General features: G+C 70.5%; 20 protein-coding genes. 4 read left to right on the forward strand and 16 right to left on the reverse strand.

Features of this window, described 5'->3' with window-relative positions; translation table 11 throughout:
• The coding region (locus tag AC1RL8_RS20140) for a hypothetical protein (RefSeq protein ID WP_492686395.1) at positions 1-197 on the forward strand (197 nt) is incomplete at its 5' end.
• Between the two features lie 102 nt (positions 198-299).
• Here AC1RL8_RS20140 and AC1RL8_RS20145 read toward each other — a convergent pair.
• The 3 genes from AC1RL8_RS20145 to AC1RL8_RS20155 form a co-directional block, all read right to left on the reverse strand.
• Positions 300-992: a redoxin domain-containing protein gene (locus AC1RL8_RS20145; protein ID WP_174250269.1), complete on the reverse strand. Its 693-nt coding sequence runs from the start codon at positions 990-992 to the stop codon at positions 300-302.
• Between the two features lie 127 nt (positions 993-1,119).
• The gene (locus AC1RL8_RS20150) at positions 1,120-3,348 is read right to left on the reverse strand and encodes a protein-disulfide reductase DsbD family protein (protein ID WP_492686394.1); all 2,229 of its coding nucleotides are present in this window, start codon (positions 3,346-3,348) and stop codon (positions 1,120-1,122) included.
• A gap of 61 nt (positions 3,349-3,409) precedes the next feature.
• Complete coding sequence (locus AC1RL8_RS20155; protein ID WP_492686393.1) at positions 3,410-4,183, reverse strand: alanyl-tRNA editing protein; 774 nt, start codon at positions 4,181-4,183, stop codon at positions 3,410-3,412.
• A gap of 130 nt (positions 4,184-4,313) precedes the next feature.
• Between AC1RL8_RS20155 and AC1RL8_RS20160 the strand changes: the two genes are divergently transcribed.
• The gene (locus AC1RL8_RS20160; protein ID WP_492686392.1) at positions 4,314-5,666 is read left to right on the forward strand and encodes a PQQ-dependent sugar dehydrogenase; all 1,353 of its coding nucleotides are present in this window, start codon (positions 4,314-4,316) and stop codon (positions 5,664-5,666) included.
• Positions 5,667-5,681: 15 nt separating this feature from the next.
• Here the strand turns inward: AC1RL8_RS20160 and AC1RL8_RS20165 are convergent, their stop codons facing one another.
• Complete coding sequence (locus AC1RL8_RS20165; protein ID WP_492686391.1) at positions 5,682-6,251, reverse strand: GNAT family N-acetyltransferase; 570 nt, start codon at positions 6,249-6,251, stop codon at positions 5,682-5,684.
• A 19-nt stretch (positions 6,252-6,270) separates the two neighbouring features.
• Complete coding sequence (locus AC1RL8_RS20170) at positions 6,271-7,281, reverse strand: zinc-binding alcohol dehydrogenase family protein (RefSeq protein WP_307696623.1); 1,011 nt, start codon at positions 7,279-7,281, stop codon at positions 6,271-6,273.
• Between the two features lie 89 nt (positions 7,282-7,370).
• Between AC1RL8_RS20170 and AC1RL8_RS20175 the strand changes: the two genes are divergently transcribed.
• Positions 7,371-8,279: a LysR family transcriptional regulator gene (locus tag AC1RL8_RS20175; protein ID WP_095949478.1), complete on the forward strand. Its 909-nt coding sequence runs from the start codon at positions 7,371-7,373 to the stop codon at positions 8,277-8,279.
• 307 nt (positions 8,280-8,586) lie between these two features.
• On the opposite strand, the gene AC1RL8_RS20180 is transcribed toward AC1RL8_RS20175, so the two are convergent.
• The 5 genes from AC1RL8_RS20180 to pgaA form a co-directional block, all read right to left on the reverse strand.
• Positions 8,587-9,384: an SDR family oxidoreductase gene (locus AC1RL8_RS20180; RefSeq protein WP_139701504.1), complete on the reverse strand. Its 798-nt coding sequence runs from the start codon at positions 9,382-9,384 to the stop codon at positions 8,587-8,589.
• A gap of 119 nt (positions 9,385-9,503) precedes the next feature.
• Positions 9,504-10,073 carry a PgaD family protein gene (locus tag AC1RL8_RS20185; protein ID WP_095949479.1) on the reverse strand — a complete coding sequence of 190 codons (570 nt, stop codon included), beginning with the start codon at positions 10,071-10,073 and terminating at the stop codon, positions 9,504-9,506.
• A complete protein-coding gene (gene pgaC, locus AC1RL8_RS20190; protein WP_139701503.1) occupies positions 10,063-11,343 on the reverse strand; it encodes a poly-beta-1,6-N-acetyl-D-glucosamine synthase in 1,281 nt (426 codons plus the stop codon). Before pgaC ends, AC1RL8_RS20185 begins: the two co-directional genes overlap by 11 nt.
• Positions 11,340-13,406 carry a poly-beta-1,6-N-acetyl-D-glucosamine N-deacetylase PgaB gene (gene pgaB / locus AC1RL8_RS20195; protein ID WP_492686390.1) on the reverse strand — a complete coding sequence of 689 codons (2,067 nt, stop codon included), beginning with the start codon at positions 13,404-13,406 and terminating at the stop codon, positions 11,340-11,342. The genes pgaC and pgaB overlap by 4 nt, the downstream gene beginning before the upstream one ends.
• An 8-nt stretch (positions 13,407-13,414) precedes the next feature.
• Positions 13,415-15,958 carry a poly-beta-1,6 N-acetyl-D-glucosamine export porin PgaA gene (gene pgaA, locus AC1RL8_RS20200; protein WP_492686389.1) on the reverse strand — a complete coding sequence of 848 codons (2,544 nt, stop codon included), beginning with the start codon at positions 15,956-15,958 and terminating at the stop codon, positions 13,415-13,417.
• Positions 15,959-16,268: 310 nt separating this feature from the next.
• Here pgaA and AC1RL8_RS20205 point away from each other — a divergent pair, with 310 nt between their 5' ends.
• Positions 16,269-17,105, forward strand: coding sequence for a creatininase family protein (locus AC1RL8_RS20205; RefSeq protein WP_492686388.1), 837 nt, complete (start codon positions 16,269-16,271; stop codon positions 17,103-17,105).
• 7 nt (positions 17,106-17,112) lie between these two features.
• Here the strand turns inward: AC1RL8_RS20205 and AC1RL8_RS20210 are convergent, their stop codons facing one another.
• From AC1RL8_RS20210 to AC1RL8_RS20235, 6 genes are read right to left on the reverse strand one after another with little or no spacing between them, the layout of a single operon-like run.
• Positions 17,113-18,081, reverse strand: coding sequence for a threonine dehydratase (locus AC1RL8_RS20210; protein WP_492686387.1), 969 nt, complete (start codon positions 18,079-18,081; stop codon positions 17,113-17,115).
• 18 nt (positions 18,082-18,099) lie between these two features.
• The gene (locus AC1RL8_RS20215) at positions 18,100-18,732 is read right to left on the reverse strand and encodes a LysE family translocator (protein ID WP_062480600.1); all 633 of its coding nucleotides are present in this window, start codon (positions 18,730-18,732) and stop codon (positions 18,100-18,102) included.
• Positions 18,733-18,736: 4 nt separating this feature from the next.
• A complete protein-coding gene (locus AC1RL8_RS20220) occupies positions 18,737-19,432 on the reverse strand; it encodes a VOC family protein (RefSeq protein WP_492686386.1) in 696 nt (231 codons plus the stop codon).
• A 13-nt stretch (positions 19,433-19,445) separates the two neighbouring features.
• A complete protein-coding gene (locus AC1RL8_RS20225) occupies positions 19,446-20,369 on the reverse strand; it encodes a PhzF family phenazine biosynthesis protein (RefSeq protein ID WP_172438398.1) in 924 nt (307 codons plus the stop codon).
• A 5-nt stretch (positions 20,370-20,374) separates the two neighbouring features.
• Positions 20,375-21,016, reverse strand: a complete 642-nt coding sequence (locus tag AC1RL8_RS20230) for a glutathione S-transferase family protein (protein ID WP_492686385.1) — start codon at positions 21,014-21,016, stop codon at positions 20,375-20,377.
• Positions 21,017-21,021: 5 nt separating this feature from the next.
• Positions 21,022-21,669, reverse strand: coding sequence for a DJ-1/PfpI family protein (locus tag AC1RL8_RS20235; RefSeq protein WP_492686384.1), 648 nt, complete (start codon positions 21,667-21,669; stop codon positions 21,022-21,024).
• Positions 21,670-21,674 lie beyond the last annotated feature (5 nt).

A 21,674-nucleotide genomic window follows, 5' to 3' on the forward strand; every position in this document is an offset into this window, starting at 1 on the left:
CAGTGCAGCCTGACCAAGAACAACAGGGATCGCAGCAGAAGAGACAGACAGCGTGCGCGGCATCGACGACTTCCTTGGGAGGAAAACAGGTCGCGCAGTTTGCGAGTCGCCTCGCGATCACACTGATAACAATCGTCAAACTCCACGCACCCCTTTCGCCATGCGTGGGATTTGTCATTCGTCGTGAAGAAGGATGAGCCTGTTCCAGGCCGGGAAACAGCGCCTCATCGAAGACGCAAGAAAGGAATGCTGCGCTCTGCCTTGAGCGTGATTCACAGCGGGCACAGCGCCCGCACGCATCAACTCTTGTACTTGATCGAACACCCGTACGGCCGCGTGCTCGCCATCGACACCGGCTTGCCGCCGGTCACTTCGCCCAGCGCCTGGTTCACGTAGTTGGTGGCGGTCTTGATGTCGTCCACACGGGCCGAGGCGATGCTGTCGATGCCGCCGGCATACACCAGCGTGCCCTTGGGGTCGATGATGAAGATGTGGGGCGTGGTGCGCGCACCGTAGACCTGGCCGATCACGCCGTCTTCGTCCATCAGCACGGCGGTGGGCGCGGCTTTTTGCGACTTCATCCAGGCGTCGAGTGCGTCGGCCTTCAGGTAGTCGCTGGCGGCGCGTTCGGTGGAGTTGATGGCGAGCCAGACCACGCCCTTGTCGGTGGCCGCCTTCTGCGTGGCCGGCATGTTGCCGCTGCCGTAGTGCTTGCGCACGAAGGGGCAGCCGGGGTTGGTCCATTCGAGCACCACGAACTTGCCCGCGAAGTCAGACAGCTTGTGCTTGGCACCGGTGGTGTCGACGGCCACGAAGTCGGGCGCCTGCTGGCCCACGGCGGGCGCGGCGAAGGCGTTGGTGCCCATGAGGAAGGTGGCGCCCAGCGCGACGGCGGCGGCCACGACGGCGCGGCGGGAAGCGCGGCTGAGGGCGGCGCGCGCCTGGCGCGCGGCGCGAAGGGAGCGTGAGTCGACAGTGGGCGAGAGCGTCATGGCCAGCTTGAACTCCAAAAAAACAAAATTCCAAACAACAACTGCAGCTTAGAACGGTTTCTTCAAGTGCGTGTGACAACCCATGACAGCGGCGTTGTCATCTCGTTTCAATTCACCGCATCGGCGCTCAAAGCGCTGCCAACGCGGCGCGCACCTCGTCTTTGCTGAGGATTTCGGTCAGCACGACGGGCGCCTTGCCCGGTGCCTGCAGCACGTACACGGGCACGCCGCTGCGGCCCAGCGCGGTGAGCGCGGCGGTGATGGCGGGGTCGCGGCGGGTCCAGTCGGCGCGCAGCATGGCGACCTGCTTCGTGTCGAAGTCGGCGAGCACCTCGGCGTCGGCCAGCGTGCTCTTCTTGTTGTACTGGCAGGTCACGCACCAGGCGGCGGTGAAGTCGATGAACACGGGCCGGCCCGCGGCCGCCATGTCGCTCACGCGCTGGGCCGACCACGGCTGCCAGCGCTCGCCGTCGTTCGGTGCTGCCGAGGCCAGCTTGGCCGTCGGCTCGGGCACCTGCACGATGTTGCGGCCGATGGTGCCGGCCAGCACGGCGGTGAAGGCGATCATCACGGTGGCGATGACGACGCGCGTGCGTCCGGTCAGCGTGAGCGCCCAGACCACGGCGGCCAGGCACACCAGCAGCGCGAGCAGCGTGCCAGCGCCGTCGATGCCGCTTTGCTGGCCCAGCACCCAGACCAGCCAGGCCACGGTCGCGAACATCGGAAAGGCGAGCAGGCGGCGCAGCGTGTGCATCCACGGGCCCGGCTTGGGCAGCAGGCGCGCCACGGCCGGCACGAAGCCCGCCACCAGGTAGGGCAGCGCCAGGCCCAGGCCCAGCGCGGCGAACAGCAGCAGCGCCTGGGCCGCCGGCAGGCCGATGGCAAAGCCCAGCGAGGCGCCCATGAACGGCGCGGTGCAGGGCGAGGCGATCACCACGGCGAGCACGCCGGACAGGAAGTCGTTGGCCAGCGGATGCTTGGCCTGCGCGCTGCACACCGATTGCGGCGCGGCGCGGCCGAACTCGAACACGCCGGCCAGGTTCAGGCCGAGCAGGGTGAAGAGCGCCGCCAGCGCCGCCACCACGCCGGGCGACTGCAGCTGGAAGCCCCAGCCGAGCTGCGCACCGGCCGCGCGCAGCGCGAGCATGGCGCCGCCCAGCGCGAGGAAGGACAGCATCACGCCGCCCGTGTAGGCCAGGCCCGCCTTGCGGTGCGCGCTGGCGTTGCCCGCCTGGCGCGCGAAGCCCAGCACCTTGATCGCGAGGATCGGGAACACGCAGGGCATGAGGTTGAGCAGCAGGCCGCCGAGCAGCGCGCCGAGCAGGGCGACCATGAAGGTGCCGGCGGGCTGGGCCTGCGCAGCGGCAGCGGGGGCCGCCGCCTGGGCCGCGTTGGCGGCCAGCGCCGCCTGCAGCGCGGGCGACACCTCGGCGGCGCGCGGTGCGGCGGTGGCGGCGGGCCAGGTGCCCGACACCGGCGCCTCGGCGCGCCAGGCCACGGGCTGGCCGGCCTGGCGGTCGGCCTCGGCCAGCGCCACCACCACGGGCATGGCGGTGGGGCTTTCGCTGCGCTGGTCGGCCAGCGGCACGGTGGCGGTCCAGGTCGCGCCGTCCCAGGCCTGCGTCCAGTCCTTGCCGGACACGGCGGCGGTGCGGATCACCTCGGGCGTTTCGGGGAAGAACTCGAGCGTCTTGCCGCGCACGGCGGCGGGCAGGCCTTCAAGGCGCACCTTCAGCTGCTGGCCCTCGACGGCGATGGTGCCGGGCGCGCCCAGCGGCTGCGGCTGTGCGGCCTGCGCGGTGTCGAAGGCCGACTTGTTCAGCGCGGTCGAGCCGCGCGTGGCCAGCGAGAGCGTGAACTCGCCCTCTTCGGGAATGCATTCCTTGCGGCAGACCAGCCAGGAGGCCTGCAGCTTGATGTCCATGGCGGGCGAGCCGCCGGTGAGCGCCACGTCTGGCTTGTAGAGCGTCGAGACCTCGAGCGGCACCGGCAGCAGCACGGTGTTCTCGTAGCCGTAGTTGGCGAGCGTGCCGACCGGGATCTTCTTGGGCACCGGCCAGGCGATCTCGCCGGTCGAGACGCCGGCGGGCAGCGTCCATTTCAGTTCCGTCGGAAGGCCCGAATCGCCCGCGTTCTTCCAGTAGGTGTGCCACTCGGGCTGGTGGGTGATCTGCAGCCCGACCCAGACCGGCGCGCCGGGCGCCACGCCCTGGGGCGCATGGGCGACCAGTTCGGCGCGCACATGGGGGGTGGTGACCACGGCCCCGGTTTTCGGGGCCAGCTGGGCCGCAGCCGGCATGCAGGCTGCGGCGGTAGCTATCAGAAAAGTAGCGAAAGAGATGCGCGAAAAGGTCATGCCGGTCAGTCGGAGCCAGAGGGCGGGGCGAAGTTCCTGGGGGCCGGGTCTTTCCGGGGGCTCAGACGGCGGAGGCCGCGGGCCAGCCCAGCACCACGCGCCGGGTGGTCGCGCTCTTCTTCTCGATCTTGGTGACGACCATGGCGCCGATTTCCGCCGTGTTGGCCACGTGCGTGCCGCCGCAGGGCTGGAAGTCGATCGACGGCGCGCCGCCGTCTTCGCCCGTACCGCCGATGCGGATGGTGCGCACCGTGCCCGTGCCGCGCGGCGGCTGCACGCTCATGCTCTTGACCAGCGCGGGGTTGGCGTCGAGCTCGGCGTCAGTGATGGCGCCCACGGTCAGCGGGTGGGCGGCCTCGACCAGCTTCGCGAGGCCGGCGGTGAGCGTTTCCTTGTCGAGCGGGTCGGTGATGTGGAAGTCGATGCGCGCGTACTCGGGCGTGATCGAGCAGCCGTTCACCGGCACCGGCACGAGGTGGCACAGCAGGTGGCTGGCGGTGTGAAAGCGCATCAGCCGGTGGCGGCGCTCCCAGTCGAGGCGGGCGGTGACGGTGTCGCCGGGTGCCAGCGCGGCCAGCAGCTCGGCCTGGTCGGGCGCGGGCACGTGGACGAATTCGGCGGTCGGCTGGCCCTCGGCGTCCTTGGCCTTGCGGGTGTCGGCGATGGCGATTTCGCGGCCGTCGGCGAGCACCAGCGCGCCGGCATCGCCGGCCTGCCCGCCGCCCAGCGGATAGAACACGGTGCGGTCCAGCACGATGCCGGTGTCGTCGATGCGCAGGATGCGGGCTTCACAGGTGCGCAGGTAGGCGTCGGCGCGGAACAGGTCGTCGGTCATGCGGCGATGGTAGCGACGATGCGCGAAGGAGGTGCGCGCACGCCGGAAAGCGCCCACGACCGACACGCCCGCGCCGTGCGATTGCGCATGATCCGGCGGTCTGCGGCCGCCTGCCGCGCAAGGAATCCGCATGAACGCATCGCCGCACCTTCCCGTCCGCCTCGCTCTTTCTGCAGCGGCCGTGGCCGCCGTGCTGCTCGTCGCCGGCTGCGGCGAGACCGCCAAGCTCGCGCCCGAACTCACGACCGGCCCCCGGCCCCAGCTGGCCGATCCGAACAAGACGCTGATCCCCACCGTCAACGTGGCGCCCGCCGTCGGCTGGACCGACACCGCCGGGCCCACGCCCGCCGAGGGCCTGCGCGTGACGGCGCTGGCGCGCGGGCTGGACCACCCGCGCTGGGTCTACACGCTGCCCAACGGCGACGTGCTGGTGGCCGAGAGCAACAAGCCGCCCAAGCCAGAAGGCAGCGGCGCCGGCGGCCCGGTGGCCACGGTGCGCAACTGGGTCATGGGCAAGGTGATGGGCCGCGCGGGCGCCGGCGTGCCCAGCGCCAACCGCATCACCTTGCTGCGCGACGCCGACGGCGACGGCCTGGCCGAGGTGAAGCAGGTGTTCCTGGCGAACCTCAGCTCGCCCTACGGCATGGCGCTGGTCGGCAACGAGCTCTTCATCGCCAACGCCGACGCACTCGTGAAGGTGCCCTACACCGAGGGCCAGACCTCGGTCAGCGCCACGCCCACCGTGGTGACGGCGCTGCCCGCCGGTATCAACCACCACTGGACCAAGAACGTCATCGCCAGCGCCGACGGCAGCAAGTTGTACGTCACGGTCGGCTCCAACAGCAACATCGGCGAGAACGGCATGGCGGCCGAAGAGGGCCGCGCCGCGATCTGGGAGGTCGATGCGAAGAGCGGCGAGAAGCGCTTGTTCGCGAGCGGCCTGCGCAACCCCAACGGCCTGGGCTGGGAGCCCGAGACCAACGTGCTGTGGACCGTGGTGAACGAGCGCGACGAGATCGGCAGCGACCTCGTGCCCGACTACCTCACCTCGGTGAAGGACGGCGCCTTCTACGGCTGGCCCTGGAGCTACTGGGGCGGCGTGGTCGATGCGCGCGTCACGCCGCAACAGCCCGAGCGCGTGGCCAAGGCGCTGGCGCCCGACTACGCGCTGGGCGCGCACGTCGCGCCGCTGGGCCTGGTGTTCTCGCACGCGCGCGGCATGCCGCCCGAGTTCGCGAGCGGCGCCTTCATCGGCGAGCACGGCTCGTGGAACCGCAAGCCCAAGTCGGGCTACAAGGTGGTGTTCGTGCCCTTCATCGGCGGCAAGCCGAGCGGGCCGCCGGTCGACGTCCTCACGGGCTTCCTGAGCGCCGACGAAAAGGCGCACGGCCGGCCGGTCGGCGTGGCGCTCGACAAGAACGGCGCGCTGCTGGTGGCGGACGACGTGGGCAACGCGGTGTGGCGCGTGTCGAAGGCGAAGTAGCCCGGCGCGGTCGTTTCAGCGCCGCGGGTTGCAGATCCGGAACAGCCGGTGGCCGCGCAGCGCATGGCCCTCGGGCACCGCCGGATGCTCGAAGGCGCCGGCCACGTCCTCGTGCATGCCGATGCGTGCCATCACGGCGGCCGAGCGCAGGTTGCCGTTGGCGGTGAACGCCACGATCTCTTCGAGCCCGAGCCGTTCGAAGCCGACCTGCAGCGCGCCGCGCGCGGCCTCGGTCGCGAAGCCCTGGCCCCAGCTGGCGCGCGACAGGCGCCAGCCGATCTCCACGCAGGGCGAGAAAGGCAGCGTGGCCATCGGCACGTTCAGGCCGGTGAAGCCGATGAACTCGCCGGTGTCCTTGCGCTCGACGGCCCAGAAGCCCCAGCCCTTCTGCGCGATGAGCGCGCGGGCACGGTGGGCCGCTGCGTCGCTCTCGGCGCGCGTGGGCAAGGGCAGCAGGAACTCCATCACCTGCGGGTCGCAGGCCAGCGCGAAAAATGGCGCGAGATCGCTCTCGCGCCATTGGCGCACCCGCAGGCGCGGGGTCTCGAATTCGATGAGGGGCGGGTGTGTGCTTTCTTCGGTCATGCGACCGATTGTGCGCAAATCAGAACCCGGCCAGCACCACCTTGCCCTGCGCCTTGCCGCTCTCGATGAGCGCATGCGCCTTGCGCAGGTTCGCGGCGTTGATGGTGCCGAAGCTCGCATTCGCCGTGGTGCGGATGCGGCCCGCGTCGACCAGCGCGGCCACCTCGGCCAGCAGCTTGCCTTGCTCGGCGATGTCGGGCGTGGTGAAGCGCGAGCGCGTGAACATCATTTCCCAGTGCAGTGAGATGCACTTGGTCTTCAGCGGCATCGCGTCGAGCACCTTCATGTCGTCGATCACCGCGAGCTGGCCCTGGGGCTTGAGGCTTTCGATGAGCTGCGCGTAGTGCTGGTCGGTCTGGGTGAGGCTGGCGACCATGTCGACTTCATCGATGCCGGCGGCCTTGAGTTCGGCGGCGAGCGGCTTCGAGTGGTCGATGACGACGTGCGCGCCCAGTGCCAGGCACCAGGCGCGCGTTTCGGCGCGCGAGGCGGTGGCGACCACGCGCAGCTTCGTGAGCTGGCGTGCGAGCTGGATGAGGATGGAGCCCACGCCGCCCGCACCGCCGGTGATCAACAGCGTCTGGCCTTCGCCGCCGCCCTTGGGCACCTGGAGGCGGTCGAACAGCAGTTCGTAGGCGGTGATGGTGGTCAGCGGCAATGCGGCGGCCTGCGCGTCGTCGAGGCTCTTCGGGGCGAGGGCGGCGATGCGCTCGTCGACCGCGTGCAGCTCTGAATTGGCGCCGGGGCGAATGATGGAGCCGGCGTAGTAGACGCGGTCGCCGACCTTGAAGCTTTGCACGTCGCTGCCGATGGCTTCGACGGTGCCGACTGCGTCCCAGCCCAGCACCTTGGCCTGGCCGGCTTCGGGGGCGGCGTTCTTGCGGACCTTGGTGTCGACCGGGTTGACCGACACGGCCTTCACGCGCACCAGCAGGTCGCGCGCGCCGGGCACGGGGGCGGGGAGCTCGATGTCCTGCAGCGATTCGGGGTTGTCGATGGGGAGGGGCTGGTGGTAGCCGACGGCTTTCATGGGAAGAGACCTTCTTTCTGGAACGATGGCTGGACTGTAGGATGACAACGTCTGTTTGATAAGACGGGCTGAATCACCAACACTTTCAAATGAAGATTGAAAATATATCGGACCTGCAGGTGCTCGTGCAGACGGCGCGTGGCGGCACGTTGACGGCGGCGGGGCACGCGCTGGGGATCACGCCCGCCGCGGCGAGTGCGACCTTGAAGCGGCTGGAGGCGCAGTTGGGGGCGCGGCTGTTCGAGCGGTCGACGCGGGCGATGCGGCTGACGCCGCAGGGGCAGACGCTGCTCGACTATGCGGTGCGTGCTTTTGAGCTGCTGGATGAAGGGGAGTCGCTGGTCACTGCGGATCGCGGCGAACTCGTCGGCACCTTGCGGGTGGCCTCGCCGTCGGACCTCACGCGCAGCACCTTGTTGCCCTGGTTCGACGAGTTCCTGGCGTTGCATCCAGGGGTGCAGTTGTCGCTCTCTGTCGGGGATCGGCCGCTGGACGTGATGCGCGACGAGGTGGATGTGGCGCTGCGCTACGGGGCGCTGGCCGATTCGCGGTTGGTGGCGCGGGCGTTTGCGCTGACGAATCCGGTGCTCACGGCTTCACCGGACTATCTGCGTCGGCATCCCTTGCCTCGGGTTCCGCAGGATCTGCTGCAGCACAACTGTCTGACGTTCAACCGGAGTGGGCGGCGGCACCGGGTGTGGCGGTTTGCGCAGTTGGGGCAGTGGACGGAGGTGCGGGTGAATGGGGATCGCAGTGTGGATGATGCTTCGCTGGCGCGGGAGTGGACTGTGGCGGGGTATGGGATTTCGCTGAAGTCCGCTTTGGATGTGCGTAATGACATTCGGGAAGGTCGTCTTGTGCGGCTGCTGCCTGACTGGGAGACGGAGCCTTATCCGTTGCATGCGCTGTTGCCTAGTGGGCGGTTTGTGCCGGCTCGGGTTCGGGGGTTTGTGGATTTCCTGGCGTTGAAGTTCGAGGGATTGTTGGCTTTGGGCTGAGGGGTTGCTTTCGGGGGCCGGGTCTCGCCCCGGCGGGCGACTCACTTTCTTTTGCTTCGCCAAAAGAAAGTAAGCAAAGAAAAGGCGACCCCACTGTCCGCGTCCCTCCGCTTCGCTGCGGGCAACCTGCGGTGCTCGCGTTTCGCGGGGTCTCGCCCAAACTCGCTTCGCTCAAACAAGGGCGAGCCCTGATCCGCGAAACGCTGCGCTCCTCGGCGCGGCCAGAGGGGAGGGGGAACGGGCGGGCCGTCGCTGCGCTCGGCTTGGGGGTCGCTTCACTGCGTTCGCTCCCTCGTGCTGCTCGTTGTCAGATCATCGGGGTCACTGCGCCATCCATCGCCACGATCGCGCCGGTCACATAGCTTGCCTTCGGCGACGCCAGGAAGAGCACGGTGTTGGCGACTTCCTCGGGCGTCGCGATGCGGCCCAGCGGCAGGCGTGCGGTGGCGCGCTCCAGCGCTTCGTCGGTGTCGATGCCCTGCAGTTTCGCGTCAGCCTTCATCCCCTCCTGCAACCGCGCGGTCAGCGTGAGGCCGGGGTTCACGGCGTTCACGCGCACGCCCTTCGCGGCGTAGGCGGCGGCCATGCCGGCGCTCACGAGCATCAGCGCGGCATTGGCGGCGCCGCCGGCCATGTGCACGGGGCTGGCGACCTTGCCGCCCTGGCCGATGACGTTGACGATGGCGCCGCGGCCGCGCGTGCCCATGCGCTTCACGACCGGGTCGATCATGTGGATGTAGGTGAAGTACTTGGCGTCCATCGCGTCGTGCCACGCAGCGGGCGTGAGCTCGTCGGGCGGAGTGCGGCGCGCGGCGCCTGCCGAGTTGACGAGCACGTCGACGGGGCCGAAGGCCTGTTCGGCGGCGTCGAGGGCGGCGACGGCACTGGCGGGGTTCTTGAGGTCGGCGGCGTGCAGGCTGACGCGGCCTTCGGCTTGCGGGAACGCGGCGATCAGTGACTGCTGGCCCTGTTGCAGGTTCTGCAGGTCGCGCGAGACCAGGCTCACGCGCGCGCCTTCGCGCAGGAAACCGAGCGCGCAGGCCAGGCCGATGCCCTTGCTGCCGCCGGTGATGAGAACGTGCTGGTCCTGGAGCTGGAGGTCCATGTCGGGGTCCTTGGAAGAAGGTGAATCTGTCTGCGGCGTTGCCGCCGCGCGATTGAATCACCGCCCCGAAACCCCTGCAGCGACGCGGCCGAAAAGGCCGCGCCGGTTGCCCTTGCGCGTCAGGCCTTGCGGCGCTTGGGCTGCGTCGTTTCTTCTTCGAGCGCGGCCGGCGCGGTGTCGGTGGCGTCGCGCAGCTGGCCGTGGTGATCGTGGTGCGCCAGCAGCTGGCGCGTGCGCTGCCAGGTCGACAGGCGCGCGGGCGCGACCTCGATGTACGACGCCAGCGCGAACAGCGACGACTGTTCCTTCTCCGGCGGCGTCTCGCTGCGGTGCTGGCGGCGGCGCAGCGGGCCCATGATCAGCATCGAGGCGAGGATCACACCGATGACGATGGCGTACAGGCCCAGCAGCTGAAGCACCTCGGGCTGGGAGCGCGCACCCATCACGTAGGGCCAGGCGTACCAGATGGCGCAGAACCAGATCGCGACGGTGATCGCGGGGCGCAGCACGCGCAGCCACAGGTACATGGCCAGGGTGCGCGCCGGCGAACGGCCGTTGCCGAAGGCGTGCAATGGAATGCGCGCGGCGTCGATGATGGGTTCGTCCACCGCGGGCTGGCCCCACGAACGGGTGCGGGGCGGCGGGGCTTCGTGCAGCGCCGGCGAAGAGAGCGGGTTCTCAGGATGCATCGGAAGAAACTCCTCGGTCAGGGCTCGTCCACACCGCGCGCTTGCCGCGACGACGCATCAGAGCGTTGGGAAGGGCGACCACCGTGGTGGCCATCGTGATCGTCCAGAACGCGATCGGGTACCAGATCGTTCCGGCGAAATAGCGCATGAGGTCGCGGTCGTAGCGACGGTCGATCCACAGGCTCAGCAGCATCTGCAGGATGCAGGTCATGGCCAGCAGCGTGCCCTGCCAGTGCGGCAGCAGCGCCGAATGCCAGGCCGACTCGTGCGGCAGGAAGGGGCGGATGAAGCTGATCAGCAGCACCAGCGCCATCGCATAGGCCCACACCACGCTCACCATGTACTCGCTGTAGATGAGCCACAGGCGCCAGCTGCGCAGGCGCAGGATGGACGGCGTGATGCGCAGCATGGTCTGGATGCCGCCGACGGCCCAGCGCAGGCGCTGCTTCCACAGGCCGCGCAGGGTCTCGGGCATGAGGATCCAGCACAGCGCGCGCGGCTCGAAGCGCAGGCGCCAGCCGGCGAGCTGGAGCTTCCAGCTCATGTCGATGTCCTCGGTGAGCACGTCGGGGCTCCAGAAGCCCACCTCGAGCACGGCGCGGCGGCGGAACATGGCCAGCACGCCCGACACCGTGAACAGCGTGCCGATGAGCTGCTGCGAACGCTTGATGAGGCCGATGATCGACGAGAACTCGCCCACCTGCATGCGCCCCAGCAGCGTGGTGCGCGTGCGGATGCGCGGGTTGCCGGTGACGGCGCCGATGCGATCCGAGGCCAGCATGCGCTTGAGCATCCAGGCGATGGCGTTGGGGTCGACCAGCGCGTCGCCGTCGATGCCCAGGATGTACTCGCCGCGCGCCAGCTGGCAGGCGGTGTTCAGGCCCACGGCCTTGCCCTGGTTGCTGGCGTTGTGGATCACGCGCAGGCGGCTGAACTCCTGCGTCATCTCGTCGAGCAGTTCGCCGGTGCCGTCGGTGCTGCCGTCGTTGACGGCGATCACCTCGTAGTTCGGGTAGCGCGTGCGCATCAGCTGCTCGATCACTTCGCGCAGGTGCGGCGCCTCGTTGAAGCAGGGCACCACCACGGTGACGAGCGGCTGCGAGGGCAGCAGCGGCAGCGGGTCGACCTCGACGTCGCGCTTGCGCTCGAACGACCACGCGTGCGAGAGGCCGCCCGCGATCCACACCCACGCCATGAAGAACGGGTAGTAGAAGACGAAGCCGAAGAGCACCGGTGGAATCAGGTCCACCAGCATCTGGAGCGTGTTCATCGGGGCTTCCCTCCTTCAGGCGGCAGCGTGGCGGCGTCGTGGTTGCGCCGGGGGGCGCGCGACAGCAGCGAACGCACCGAGATCGCGCGGCGCACGGTCTCCAGCGAGGGCTGGTTGTTCAGGAAGTCGTCGGGGTAGTAGCCCAGGTGGCGCACGCCGGCACGCTGCAGCAGGGTCCACTGGCGCGTGAGCTCGGCGTCGGCCACGGGTTTCCCGGTGCGCCAGTCGCGCGCCTGCAGCTCGAACACGGTGCGGTCCAGGCCATGCGGCGTGGCGGCCGCGCGCTGCGCCAGGCGGCCCAGCCAGGCGTCGCTGTCGGCCGGGGTGCGGGCCTCCTGCTCCATGCGCGGCATGGCCATCAGGCCGACGTAGTCGTAGGCGGCAAGCGAGGCTTCATAGTTTTGGGCAAACCATTGCTCGGCCGCGGGTTCGAGCACCGGCCGCGCGTAGAGGTTGCGCGCCGTCTCCAGCGCAGGGCGCCAGGTGCCCACGCGCGCCGCGAGTTCGTGCGTGAAGTCGATCAGGTAGCGGGTCTTGGCGCTGGTCCAGCGGGCCATGAGCGCGGGGTCGGCGCGCAGCGCGGCCACGTCGGCCGGCAGGCCCCAGCGGCGGTAGGTGTCGAGCGCGGCGGGGCTGGCGTCCTCGTCGTCCGAGAGCATGGCGTCGTCGTGGAACAGCAGGCCTTCGAAGAAGGTGTGGCGGCCCAGGTCTTCGTACAGGTCGCCGACCAGCGTGCGCACGGCCGGGTCGAAGGGCGAGAGCCGGTGGTAGCGGTCGGCCGGCGCGTCGCCCTTGAGCGTGCGCACCGTGTGCGTGGCCAGCGGGTTCGACGCCGGCAGCCGGTAGGCGGTGACGGGCATCCAGGCGTAGACCTTCACGCCGGTGCGGCTGCGCAGCTGCCAGGCGGCGCGGGCGAACAGGTCGGCGCGCATCGGCAGGTGGCGGTTGGGAAAGTACAGCGCGTCGGCCACGCCGTCGCCGTCGGGGTCGGCATAGGCCTGCAGGAACACCGAGCGCGGGCGCACGGCGGCCACGCGCTCGATCAGCGCCGAGAGGTTGCGCTCCTGCTGGGCCGGGTCGGCGTCGTACACGTAGTCCAGGTCGACGTGCATCACGCGGTTGATCGGGCGCACCTCGCCGCCCACCGGGCTGCGCAGCATCTGCACATAGTCGGGCGCCTCGTTGTCGTAGGCGGCCAGCGCGCGGCGGATGCGGTTGAGCGGAATCTCCTTGGTGTTCGCGCCGTCGTCGAGCGTGAAGGTGATCGGCATGCCCACGCGCGCCGAGGCTTCCAGTGCGGGCGTGTTGTAGGCGCCGTAGGGCCACACGGTGGCGCGCACCTTGGCGCCGGTGCGCTTCTCGATGAGCTCGCGACTGCGGCGCAGGTCGGTCTCGATGCGGCGCAGGTAGGCGGCGTCGTCCTCGTAGCGGCCGGTCTTCGGGTCGTAGCGGTGCGTGGCCGCGGCGGGCAGCATGTTGCCTTGCGGGTTGGCCTGGATGCCGGTGTGCATCGCGTCGGTGTGGCTCGCGAACTCGACCAGCGGCGAGCGCGCCATCTCGGCGGCTTCGCGCCACAGCAGGAAGTTCTCGCGCGGCGCGGGCTTGTCGCCCCAGTGCACGGGCTGGCCTTCGGGCACCTCGAGCCAGCTCGTCACGAGCGCGAACAGCGCCGGGTAGTTGAAGCGCTGGAGCAGCGGGAACACGTGCGTGTAGGCACTGCGGTAGCCGTCGTCGAAGGTCAGCAGCACGGGCTGCGAGGGCAGTGGCTTGCCGCCGCTGCGCGCATCGATGATCTGCTGCAGGCTGACCGGGTGGTAGCCGCTGTGGCGCAGCCAGGCGAACACTTCGGCGAGCGTGCGCTCGTCGATGGCGGTTTCGTCGGGCGAGGTCTCGAAGCTGGCGCGCACGTTGGGGCGCACGTCGTGGAACGAGATCACGCGGAAGTCGACGCCGTTGTCGGGGTCGGCGGGCAGCACCGGCGCCGCCAGTGCGGGCAAGGCCGCCGCCAGCAGCAGCCCGAGCAGGGCCGCGCGCAGCCGGAGGAAGAAGGTGGGGGCTTGCATCACGGACATCACTGCAGGGGCATCGAAAGGTTCAGGAACACGCCGCGCTGTTTTTCGCGCACGCCGTCGTAGGGGTGGCTGCCGAAGGTCAGGCCGTAGCGCAGCGTGAGCTTCTGGCCCAGGGCCCAGCGGTGCTCGTAGCGCAGGTTCCACAGCGGGCCGCTGCCGAAGCCGGCCTGCTGGTAGCTGCCGCCGCCGAGTTCCAGCACCTGGAAGAACTGGCGGTCGTCGCTTTTCCAGGTGAGCCACTGGCCGCGCACCGACAGCTGGGCGCTGGCATCGCGCGAGGGGCTGAAGTAGCGCACGTCCTGCAGGCGGCTGCGGCTGGCATCGACGCCCAGCCGCGTCTCGATCTGGAAGCGCGGCGTGCTGACCCAGCGCTCGCGCCAGCCGAAGTCGAGGCCGTCGCGCAGGTTGCCGTCGCTGAAGTCGAGCCGGCGCCATTGCAGGTCGAAGCGGCGCGACTCGTTGACGACGTAGGCCGCGCTGGCGCCGAACTCGCGCGCGCCGATGGCCTGCGCGCCGAAGGGCACGGCGCGGGCCTTCCAGGGCAGTTCCTTGCTGTCGCCGTCGTAGGTGGCCGACAGGCGCCAGGCGTCGCTCGCGCGGTAGTCGACGCGGCCGGCCACGCTGTTGCGGTAGCGCCCGCTGTTCGCATGCTGCAGCACGCCTTCGGCCAGCCAGCGGCCTTGTTGCCAGCTCGCGCCGAGGCCGCTGCGCGCCCACTGGGCGGTGCCTTCGGAGGTGTAGCCGCGGCCCAGCGTCTGCGCGTAGAACACGCGCCATGCGTCGCCGATGAGGCCGGAGCTGAGCCGGCTGTCGACGCGCCATTCGCGGCTGGCCAGCGTGCCGCCGCCGCGCGAACCTTCGGCATCGATCTCGAGCTGCGGGCCGACCAGCGAGCGGCGCTTGCGCGCCATCTCGCGCACCTCGGCGGCGTCGGGCGCATCGGCCTCGAGTGCTTCGGCGCGCAGCCGCGCGGCGCGAAATTCGTCGGCGTCGAGCAGCGCTTCGACATGGCCGGTGCGCACGCTCAGGTCGTCGGGGTGGTCGGCGCTCAGCGCCTCGAAGCGCGCCACGGCCGCCTCGGGGTGCTCGCGCAGCCGCTCGGTGAGTGCGGCGCCGTAGGCGTAGCCCGCGTTGAGCGGGGCTTCCTGCGTGAGCGTGTTGAAGCGCGGCTGAGCAAGCTTCGGCCGGTCGCCGTACAGCTGCAGCAGCGCACCCAGGCCGCTCACTTCGGAGAACTGGTCGTTGGGGCGGCCGGCCTCCGGCGCCAGCCGCATCAGCACGGGCGTGGCGCTTTCGATGCGCTGGAGCAGCGCCTCGGCCTCGTCGAAGCGGCCGGTGTCCAGGTAGGCGTAGACCAGGCCGAAGTGCAGGCTGTCGGGCATCGGCAGGTCGACGACCGCCTTCTCGAACAGCGGCACGGCATCGGCCGAGCGGCGCTCCTGCGCCAGCGCGCGGGCGGCGGTGCCGAGCGCGTAGGGCGGCAACGCGGTGCCGTCGGCACGCAGGCTGTCGTACAGCGCGATGGTGTCGGCGGGGCGGCCGCGCTCCAGCAGCGCCATCATGCGGTCGGACTGCAGCCGCGTACGCAGCGTGCGCCAGGTGTCGGCGTCTGGCGGGGCGGGCTGCGCGAGCGCGGCGTCGACGCGGGCCAGCGCGGCATTCTGGGCGGCCAGCACCTTGTCGAGGTCGGTGACGCGCGCCGCGCCCAGGCGCTGGTCGCGCGCCTTCACGGCCCAGCGCAGCTGCTGCGCCAGTGCCTGCTGTTCGAGCAGGGCGAGCGTCAGCGGCGCGAGGCTGCCGGGCTGCTTGCGTTCGGCCGCCTGCGCGTCCTCGAACGCGGCGGTGGCGCCGCCGTACTCGGCCAGCAGGAAGTCGGCGTCGCGCTGTGCATCGCGGCGCTGGGGCTGCAGCGCGGTGATCTCGCCGTAGGCCGTGAGCGCCTGGAAGGGCTGGCCCTGGGCACGCGCCAGCGCGGCGCGCAGGTCGAGCAGCGCGACGCGGTCGGCGACCTCGGTGGGCGCGGGCTGTGCGAGTGCGCGGTAGAGGGTTTGCGCGCCGGCCGTGTCGCCGCTGGCCAGCCGCCAGAAGGCTTCATGGATGCGCGGTTCGCGGGCCGCCGGCTGGCGCGCGCGCCAGACCTTGACGGTGTCGCCTTGCAGGGCGATGTCGCCCGTGCGCCGCGCGGCACCGGCCAGCGGGCCGAGCGCGTAATCGCCCAGCTCGCTCGGCGGCACCTGGCGGCCCACGGCCACCGCGTCGGCGAACTGGCCGTCGGCCACCGCGATCGCGATGGCGTCGGACGCCACGCGGCGGCGCTGCTCGTCGGCCAGCGGCGTCGCCAGCCATTGGCGCAGCTGCTGCAGGGCTTGGGCCGGTGCGATACGACCGGCACGGCGCGCGACGATGAGGGCGTCGTGCTGCGAGGCGTCATACGCCAGCGCGCTGCCCAGGGGGGCGGCCGGCGAGGGCGCGACAGTGGATTCCGCGTACGCGGTGCTGCTTCCGAAGACCAGCACGCACACGATCGGCGGCAAACCCCGCACGGCTCGTGCGAGATGGTGAGGCAATGCCTTGAAGGGCGCGACTTTGCGCCCGGCAACGACGGTGCCTCCATTTTTTTGTGGATGGATGGACACGCTACTCCCTTTTGCGTGAACTCTCCTGGGCCGTGACAAGCCGTGGCGGAAAGTTCGTGAAAAGGGACTCTAGGCCAATTTGTAAACAATAGGACCGAACATCGGGAAAGATGAGAACTAATCGTGAACAGATTCGCGATCAATTCATCCGATGTTGGCAAGTTGTATGCAAGTGTTGCCCCATGCGCCGCCCATGGCCCCGTCCTAAGATCGCGGCATGAACGCACTTCCGGTCTCTTCGCCCCGTTGGCCCCGTTTCTGGTCCCAGTTGACGACGCGCGACTTCGCCGCGCTCGACGCGGCGACCACGGTGGCGGTGCTGCCGCTGGGCGCGACCGAGCAGCACGGCCCGCACCTGCCGCTGGGCGTGGACACCGTGCTGGCCGACGGCATCGTGGCCGCGGCGCTGCCGCTGTTGCCGCCGGAATTGCCGGCGCTGTTCCTGCCCACCCAGCAGATCGGCCTGAGCCCCGAGCACGCGCGCTTCGCGGGCACGCTCACCTTCTCGGCCGAGACGCTGATCCGCATGTGGAACGAGATCGGCGCGGGCGTGGCGCGCGCCGGCGTGAAGAAGCTGGTGCTGTTCAACGCCCACGGCGGCCATGTGGGCGCGATGGACATCGTGGCGCGCGAGCTGCGCGCCGCGCACGGCCTGATCGTCTACAGCGTGAGCTGGTTCAACCTGCCGCTGGGCGATGCGAACGCGCAGTTCAGCGCCCGCGAGCATCGCTTCGGCGTGCACGCGGGCGAGGTCGAGACCTCGATGATGCTGGCGCTGGCGCCCGCGCTGGTGCGTATGGGCGAGGCGAAGGATTTCAGTTCCACCTCGGAGCAGCGCGCGGCCGACTGCGCGATCCTCGGCAACGGCAAGAGCGCCAAGCTCGGCTGGGCCATGGAGGACTACAACGCGCAGGGTGCGGCGGGCAATGCCGCAGCAGCCACGGCCGCGAAGGGGCAGGCGGTGATCGATGCGGCCGCGCAGCAGTTGGCGCTGCTGCTGGCCGAGGTGTCCCAGCTGCCGCTGAGCACGGCGAACACAGGGCCGCTGCCCTGAGCGCGGATCAGGCGCTGCGCCCCAGCACCCCGGCGAACATGTCCGCGTCGACATTGCCGCCGCTCAGCGCAACGCCCACCGTCTGCCCGCGCCAGCGTTCCTTCTGCTGAAGCGCCCCCGCCAGCGCGGCAGCCCCCGCGCCTTCGGCCACGTTGTGCGTGTCGCTGAAAAGCACGCGCATCGCTTCGGCCACTTCGTCGTCGGTCACGGTGATCACGTCGTCGGCTTCGCGCAGGATCACCTCCAGCGATTCGGGCACCGGCGTGCGGCAGGCCATGCCGTCGGCCAGCCGCGTGGTGGCGGGCGACTCGACCGCACGGCGCGCGCGGAACGAATCGCGGTAGGCCGTGGCATGCGCTGACACCACGCCGATGAGCTTCGTCGACACGCCGCAATGCGCGCGCGCCGCCGCCGCGCCGGCAAAGCCGGAGCCCAGGCCGATGGGCACGAACAGCACGTCGGGCGGTGAAGCTTTCAATGCGCTGAAGAACTCGACATACGCGGTCGACACGCCGCGCACCAGTTCGCGATGGAACGAGGGCACGCGGTGCAGCGCGTCGCGTTCGGCCAGCACCGCGGCGTACTCGGCCGCGGCCTGGAAGTCGTCGCCATGCTCGACCAGCGTCACGCCGAGCGCGCGCATCGCGGCGTTCTTCTCGCGCGAATTGCCGTGCGGCACCACGATGGTCGCGGCCAGCCCGTGGCGCTGCGAGGCGAAGCCGACCGACTGGCCGTGGTTGCCGCGCGTGGCGCTGATCACGTGGCGCACGGCAGGCTGCTCGCGCGCGAGGGTCTCGAAGTAGGTCAGGCCGCCGCGGATCTTGAAGGCGCCGACCGGCGTGTGGTTCTCGTGCTTGGCCCAGACCGTGGCGCCCAGGCGCTGCGACAGCTGCGGCCAGGTGTACTGGGGCGTGGGCGGCATGGCCGCATGCACGGTGCGCTGCGCGGCTTCGATCTCTTCGCGGGTGAATCGCATCGACGTCCTTCTTGTTGCTTACTTGCGTTCGGTGAGCGCCACGCGCACGGCCAGCGCGGCCAGCACGCTGCCCATGATGTAGCGCTGCGCGCGCAGCCAGCCCGCGCTTTGCGACAGCACGGCCGTGATGCTCGCGGCGCCGACGATCATCACGGTGTTGACCAGCGCGCTGCTCGCCATCTGCGCCATGCCCAGCTGCAGGCTCTGCAGCAGCACCGAGCCGCGCTCGGGATGGATGAACTGCGGGAAGAACGACAGGTAGAACATCGCCACCTTCGGGTTCAGCAGGTTCGTGAGAAAGCCCATGCGAAACAGCTTGGCCGGCGGATCGGCCGGCAGCGCGCGGGCCTCGAAGGGCGCGTTGCCGCCGGGCTTGACCGCCTGCCACGCGAGCCACATCAGGTAGGCCGCGCCGGCGAAACGGATCGCGTCGAACGCGACCGGCACCGCCAGCAGCAGCGCCGTGAGGCCCAGCGCCGCGGCGAACAGGTGCACCAGGAACGCCATCAGCACGCCGCCCAGCGAGATGAGCCCCGCGCGGCGGCCCTGGATCAGCGTGCGCGACACGCAATAGATCATGTTCGGCCCCGGCGTGAGCGCCAGCAGCAGCGAGGCGAGGGCGAACCAGGCGATTTCGGTCAGGGTGAGCATGGGGTCAGAGTCCTTGCGATTCGAGGGTGACGGGGCCGCGCGGCGTGTCGAGCACGGCGACGAGGTTGGGCGGGCCGGCATCGACCGGCAGGCCGCCCATGCCGATGGCCGTGAGCGCGGCCGACAGCGCCGGCGCGCGCGGATGCGCCACGCGCAGCGAACGCAGCGCCAGGCCCGAGGCGGGCATGGCGTCGGTGGGGTGCACCGCGCCCCACTGGATCAGCGTGGGCAGCGCGCCGTAGAACAGGCGCTGGCCGTCGTCGCGCACCGTGATCTGCCATTCGAGCCGGCCGGCCGGTGTGTCCCGCGAGGCTTCGAGCAGGTGGCCGCGGTCGATGTGCGCATGTTCTTCGCGTGCAAGCGCCTGCGTGGCTGCGTGCGCGTCGGGCACGCGCGCCACGAAATGGATCAGCCGCGGGCCGCGCTGCACGAGCGCGGCCTGCAGCGCGGTGTCGTCGAGGTCGAACCAGCGGTGCGTCTTCGGCCGCGACGGCGCCTTGCCGGGCTCGATGGCGATGATCTCGGCATAGGCGCGCGGGAACGCGCCGCTCGCGATGTTCAGCAACCGGTTGTGCGTGCCCATCAGCGGATGCACGCCGCCGGGCGCGGGCGTGACGCCGAGCGTGGCCTCGCACCACGCCACGCCCTCGGCCAGCGAGGCGGCGGCGATCACCAGGTGGTCGATTTCGGCGGGGGCCATGGCGTGCCTTTGTTCAGAGGGTGACGTGGCCGTCGACGCAGGTCACGGCATCGCCGCCGACCCAGATCGTGCCGTCGCTGTCGCGCTCGATGTGCACGCGGCCCGCGCGGCCCAGGCACTGGCCTTGCGCGGCCAGGTAGCGCTCGGGCATGTGGCCGTCGGCGATCAGCCATTCGGCCAGGCTGGCGTTGAGGCTGCCGGTGACCGGGTCTTCCTGCACGCCGATGGGCTCGGCGAAGGCGCGCACCTCGAGGTCGATCTTGGCGCCGTCGTCGTTCGGCGTGGCGGGGCGGTTGCCGAAGGCGCGCGCCTCGCGGTTCGAACGGCCGATGAGCAGCGAGGTGTCGTGCGCCGAGGGCACGCCGGCCACGCCGGCCTTCACGCCCAGTTCCTTCAGCGCGCGGTGGTCGGGCTGCAGCGCCAGCACGGCGTCGGCGTCGTTCAGCAGCAGGCCGAACCAGACCGGGCCGTTGTCGAGCACCTGCGCCGCGATGACCTGCTGCGCCTTCAGGCCCAGCGCGCCGGCCACCTTGGCCAGCAGCGCGGGGCTCGGGGCGCTGCGCTTGAGCGGCGGCGCGGCAAAGGCCAGGCGCTCGCCGTCGCGCCGCAGCGGCACGAGGCCCGCGCCGCACTGCTGCACCACGCGGCCCGCCACCTTGGGCTTGCCGCCGGCCTGCAGCCACGCATGGCAGCTGCCGATGGTCGGGTGGCCGGCAAAAGGCAGCTCGCCGCCGGGCGTGAAGATGCGCACGCGGTAGTCGGCGCCCGGGTCGGTCGGCGGCAGCAGGAAGGTGGTCTCCGACAGGTTGGTCCACTGCGCGAAGCGCTGCATGGCGGCGTCGTCCAGGTCCTGGCCGTCGATCACCACCGCGAGCGGGTTGCCGTAGTAGGCGGTGGCGGTGAAGACGTCGACTTGCTTGAAGGGGCGGGATTTCATCAGGGTCATTCGAGGGAAAGATCAAGCACGCCACGCGTGCCCGGACGGGAAAGCAGGTCGGCGTACCAACGCTCGACGTTGGGCCAGACGGGCCGGCGGTACTCGGCGCCGGGCAGGCCGAACCAGCGGTGCGCCTCGCAGCCGATCGGGATGTCGGCCATGGTGAAGCGCTCGCCGGCCATGTAGGGGCGCTGCGCGAGGTGCGCATCGAGCATGGCGAACAGCGCCTCGCTCTCGCGCACCGACGCGGCGATCAGTGCGGGCTGGCGTTCCGAGGGCGCCGTGCGCACCCATTGCACGAAGGCGTCGCGGCTGGCGCGGTTGAGCGTGGTCTGCTGCCAGTCCATCCAGCGCTCGGCGTCGAAGCGCGCGGGCAGCTCGCTCGGGTAGAGCGTGCCGTGCGAATGCCGGGCGCAGAGGTAGCGCACGATGACGTTCGACTCCCACAGCGTGACGCGCTCGGCGCCTTCGCCGTCGTCGATGGTGGGCACCATGGCGTTCGGGTTGAGCGCGCGGTATTCGGGCGTCTGCACCACGCCGAACTTGCCGCCGGCCTCGGTGCGCTGGAAGTCGAGCCCGAGCTCCTGCGCGCACCACACGACCTTGCGCACGTTGATCGAACTGATGCGGCCCCAGATGTTGAGCATGGTGTTCAGTGTCCTTGTGCGCAGAGGGCGTCGGCCGTGGCCGATGGCCGCGTCTGCAGGTACGGTTCGATGTTGCGCATCGCGCGCGCCACGTAGTCGTCTTTCTCGCCGACAGGCGCGACGTAGTGCAGCGCGCTCTTCGCGGCCTCGAGGCCTTCGGTGCGCGCGATGAGCCAGGCCGCGAGGTAGGGCGCCGAGAAGCAGCCGCCCGCGGTGGCCACGTTGCCCTGCGCGAAGAAGGGCTGGTTGAGCACCTCGACGCCGGCTTCCTGCACCCAGGGCTTGGTCGTGAGGTCGGTGCAGGCCGGCACCGTGCCCAGTAGGCCGAGCTTGGCGAGCAGCAGCGTGCCCGAGCATTGCGCGCCGATGAGCTGGCGCGACGGGTCGAGCCCGCGCAGCACGCCCATGAGGCCCGCATCGGCGGCGATCTCGCGCGTGCGGATGCCGCTGCCGACGATCACCGCGCCCGCCTCGCAAGCCGACTCGAGCGTCGCGGTGGCGTGCACCGTGACGCCGTTCATCGAGGTCACGGTGGCGCTGGGCGAGGCCAGCGTCACGCGCCAGCCGGGCTTCTTCACGCGGTTGAGCACACCGAGCGCGACCAGCGAGTCGAGCTCGTTGAAGCCGTCGAAGGTGAGGATGGCGATGTGCATCGTCG

It is taken from the genome of Variovorax sp. GW822-FHT04E09, assembly GCF_058800845.1.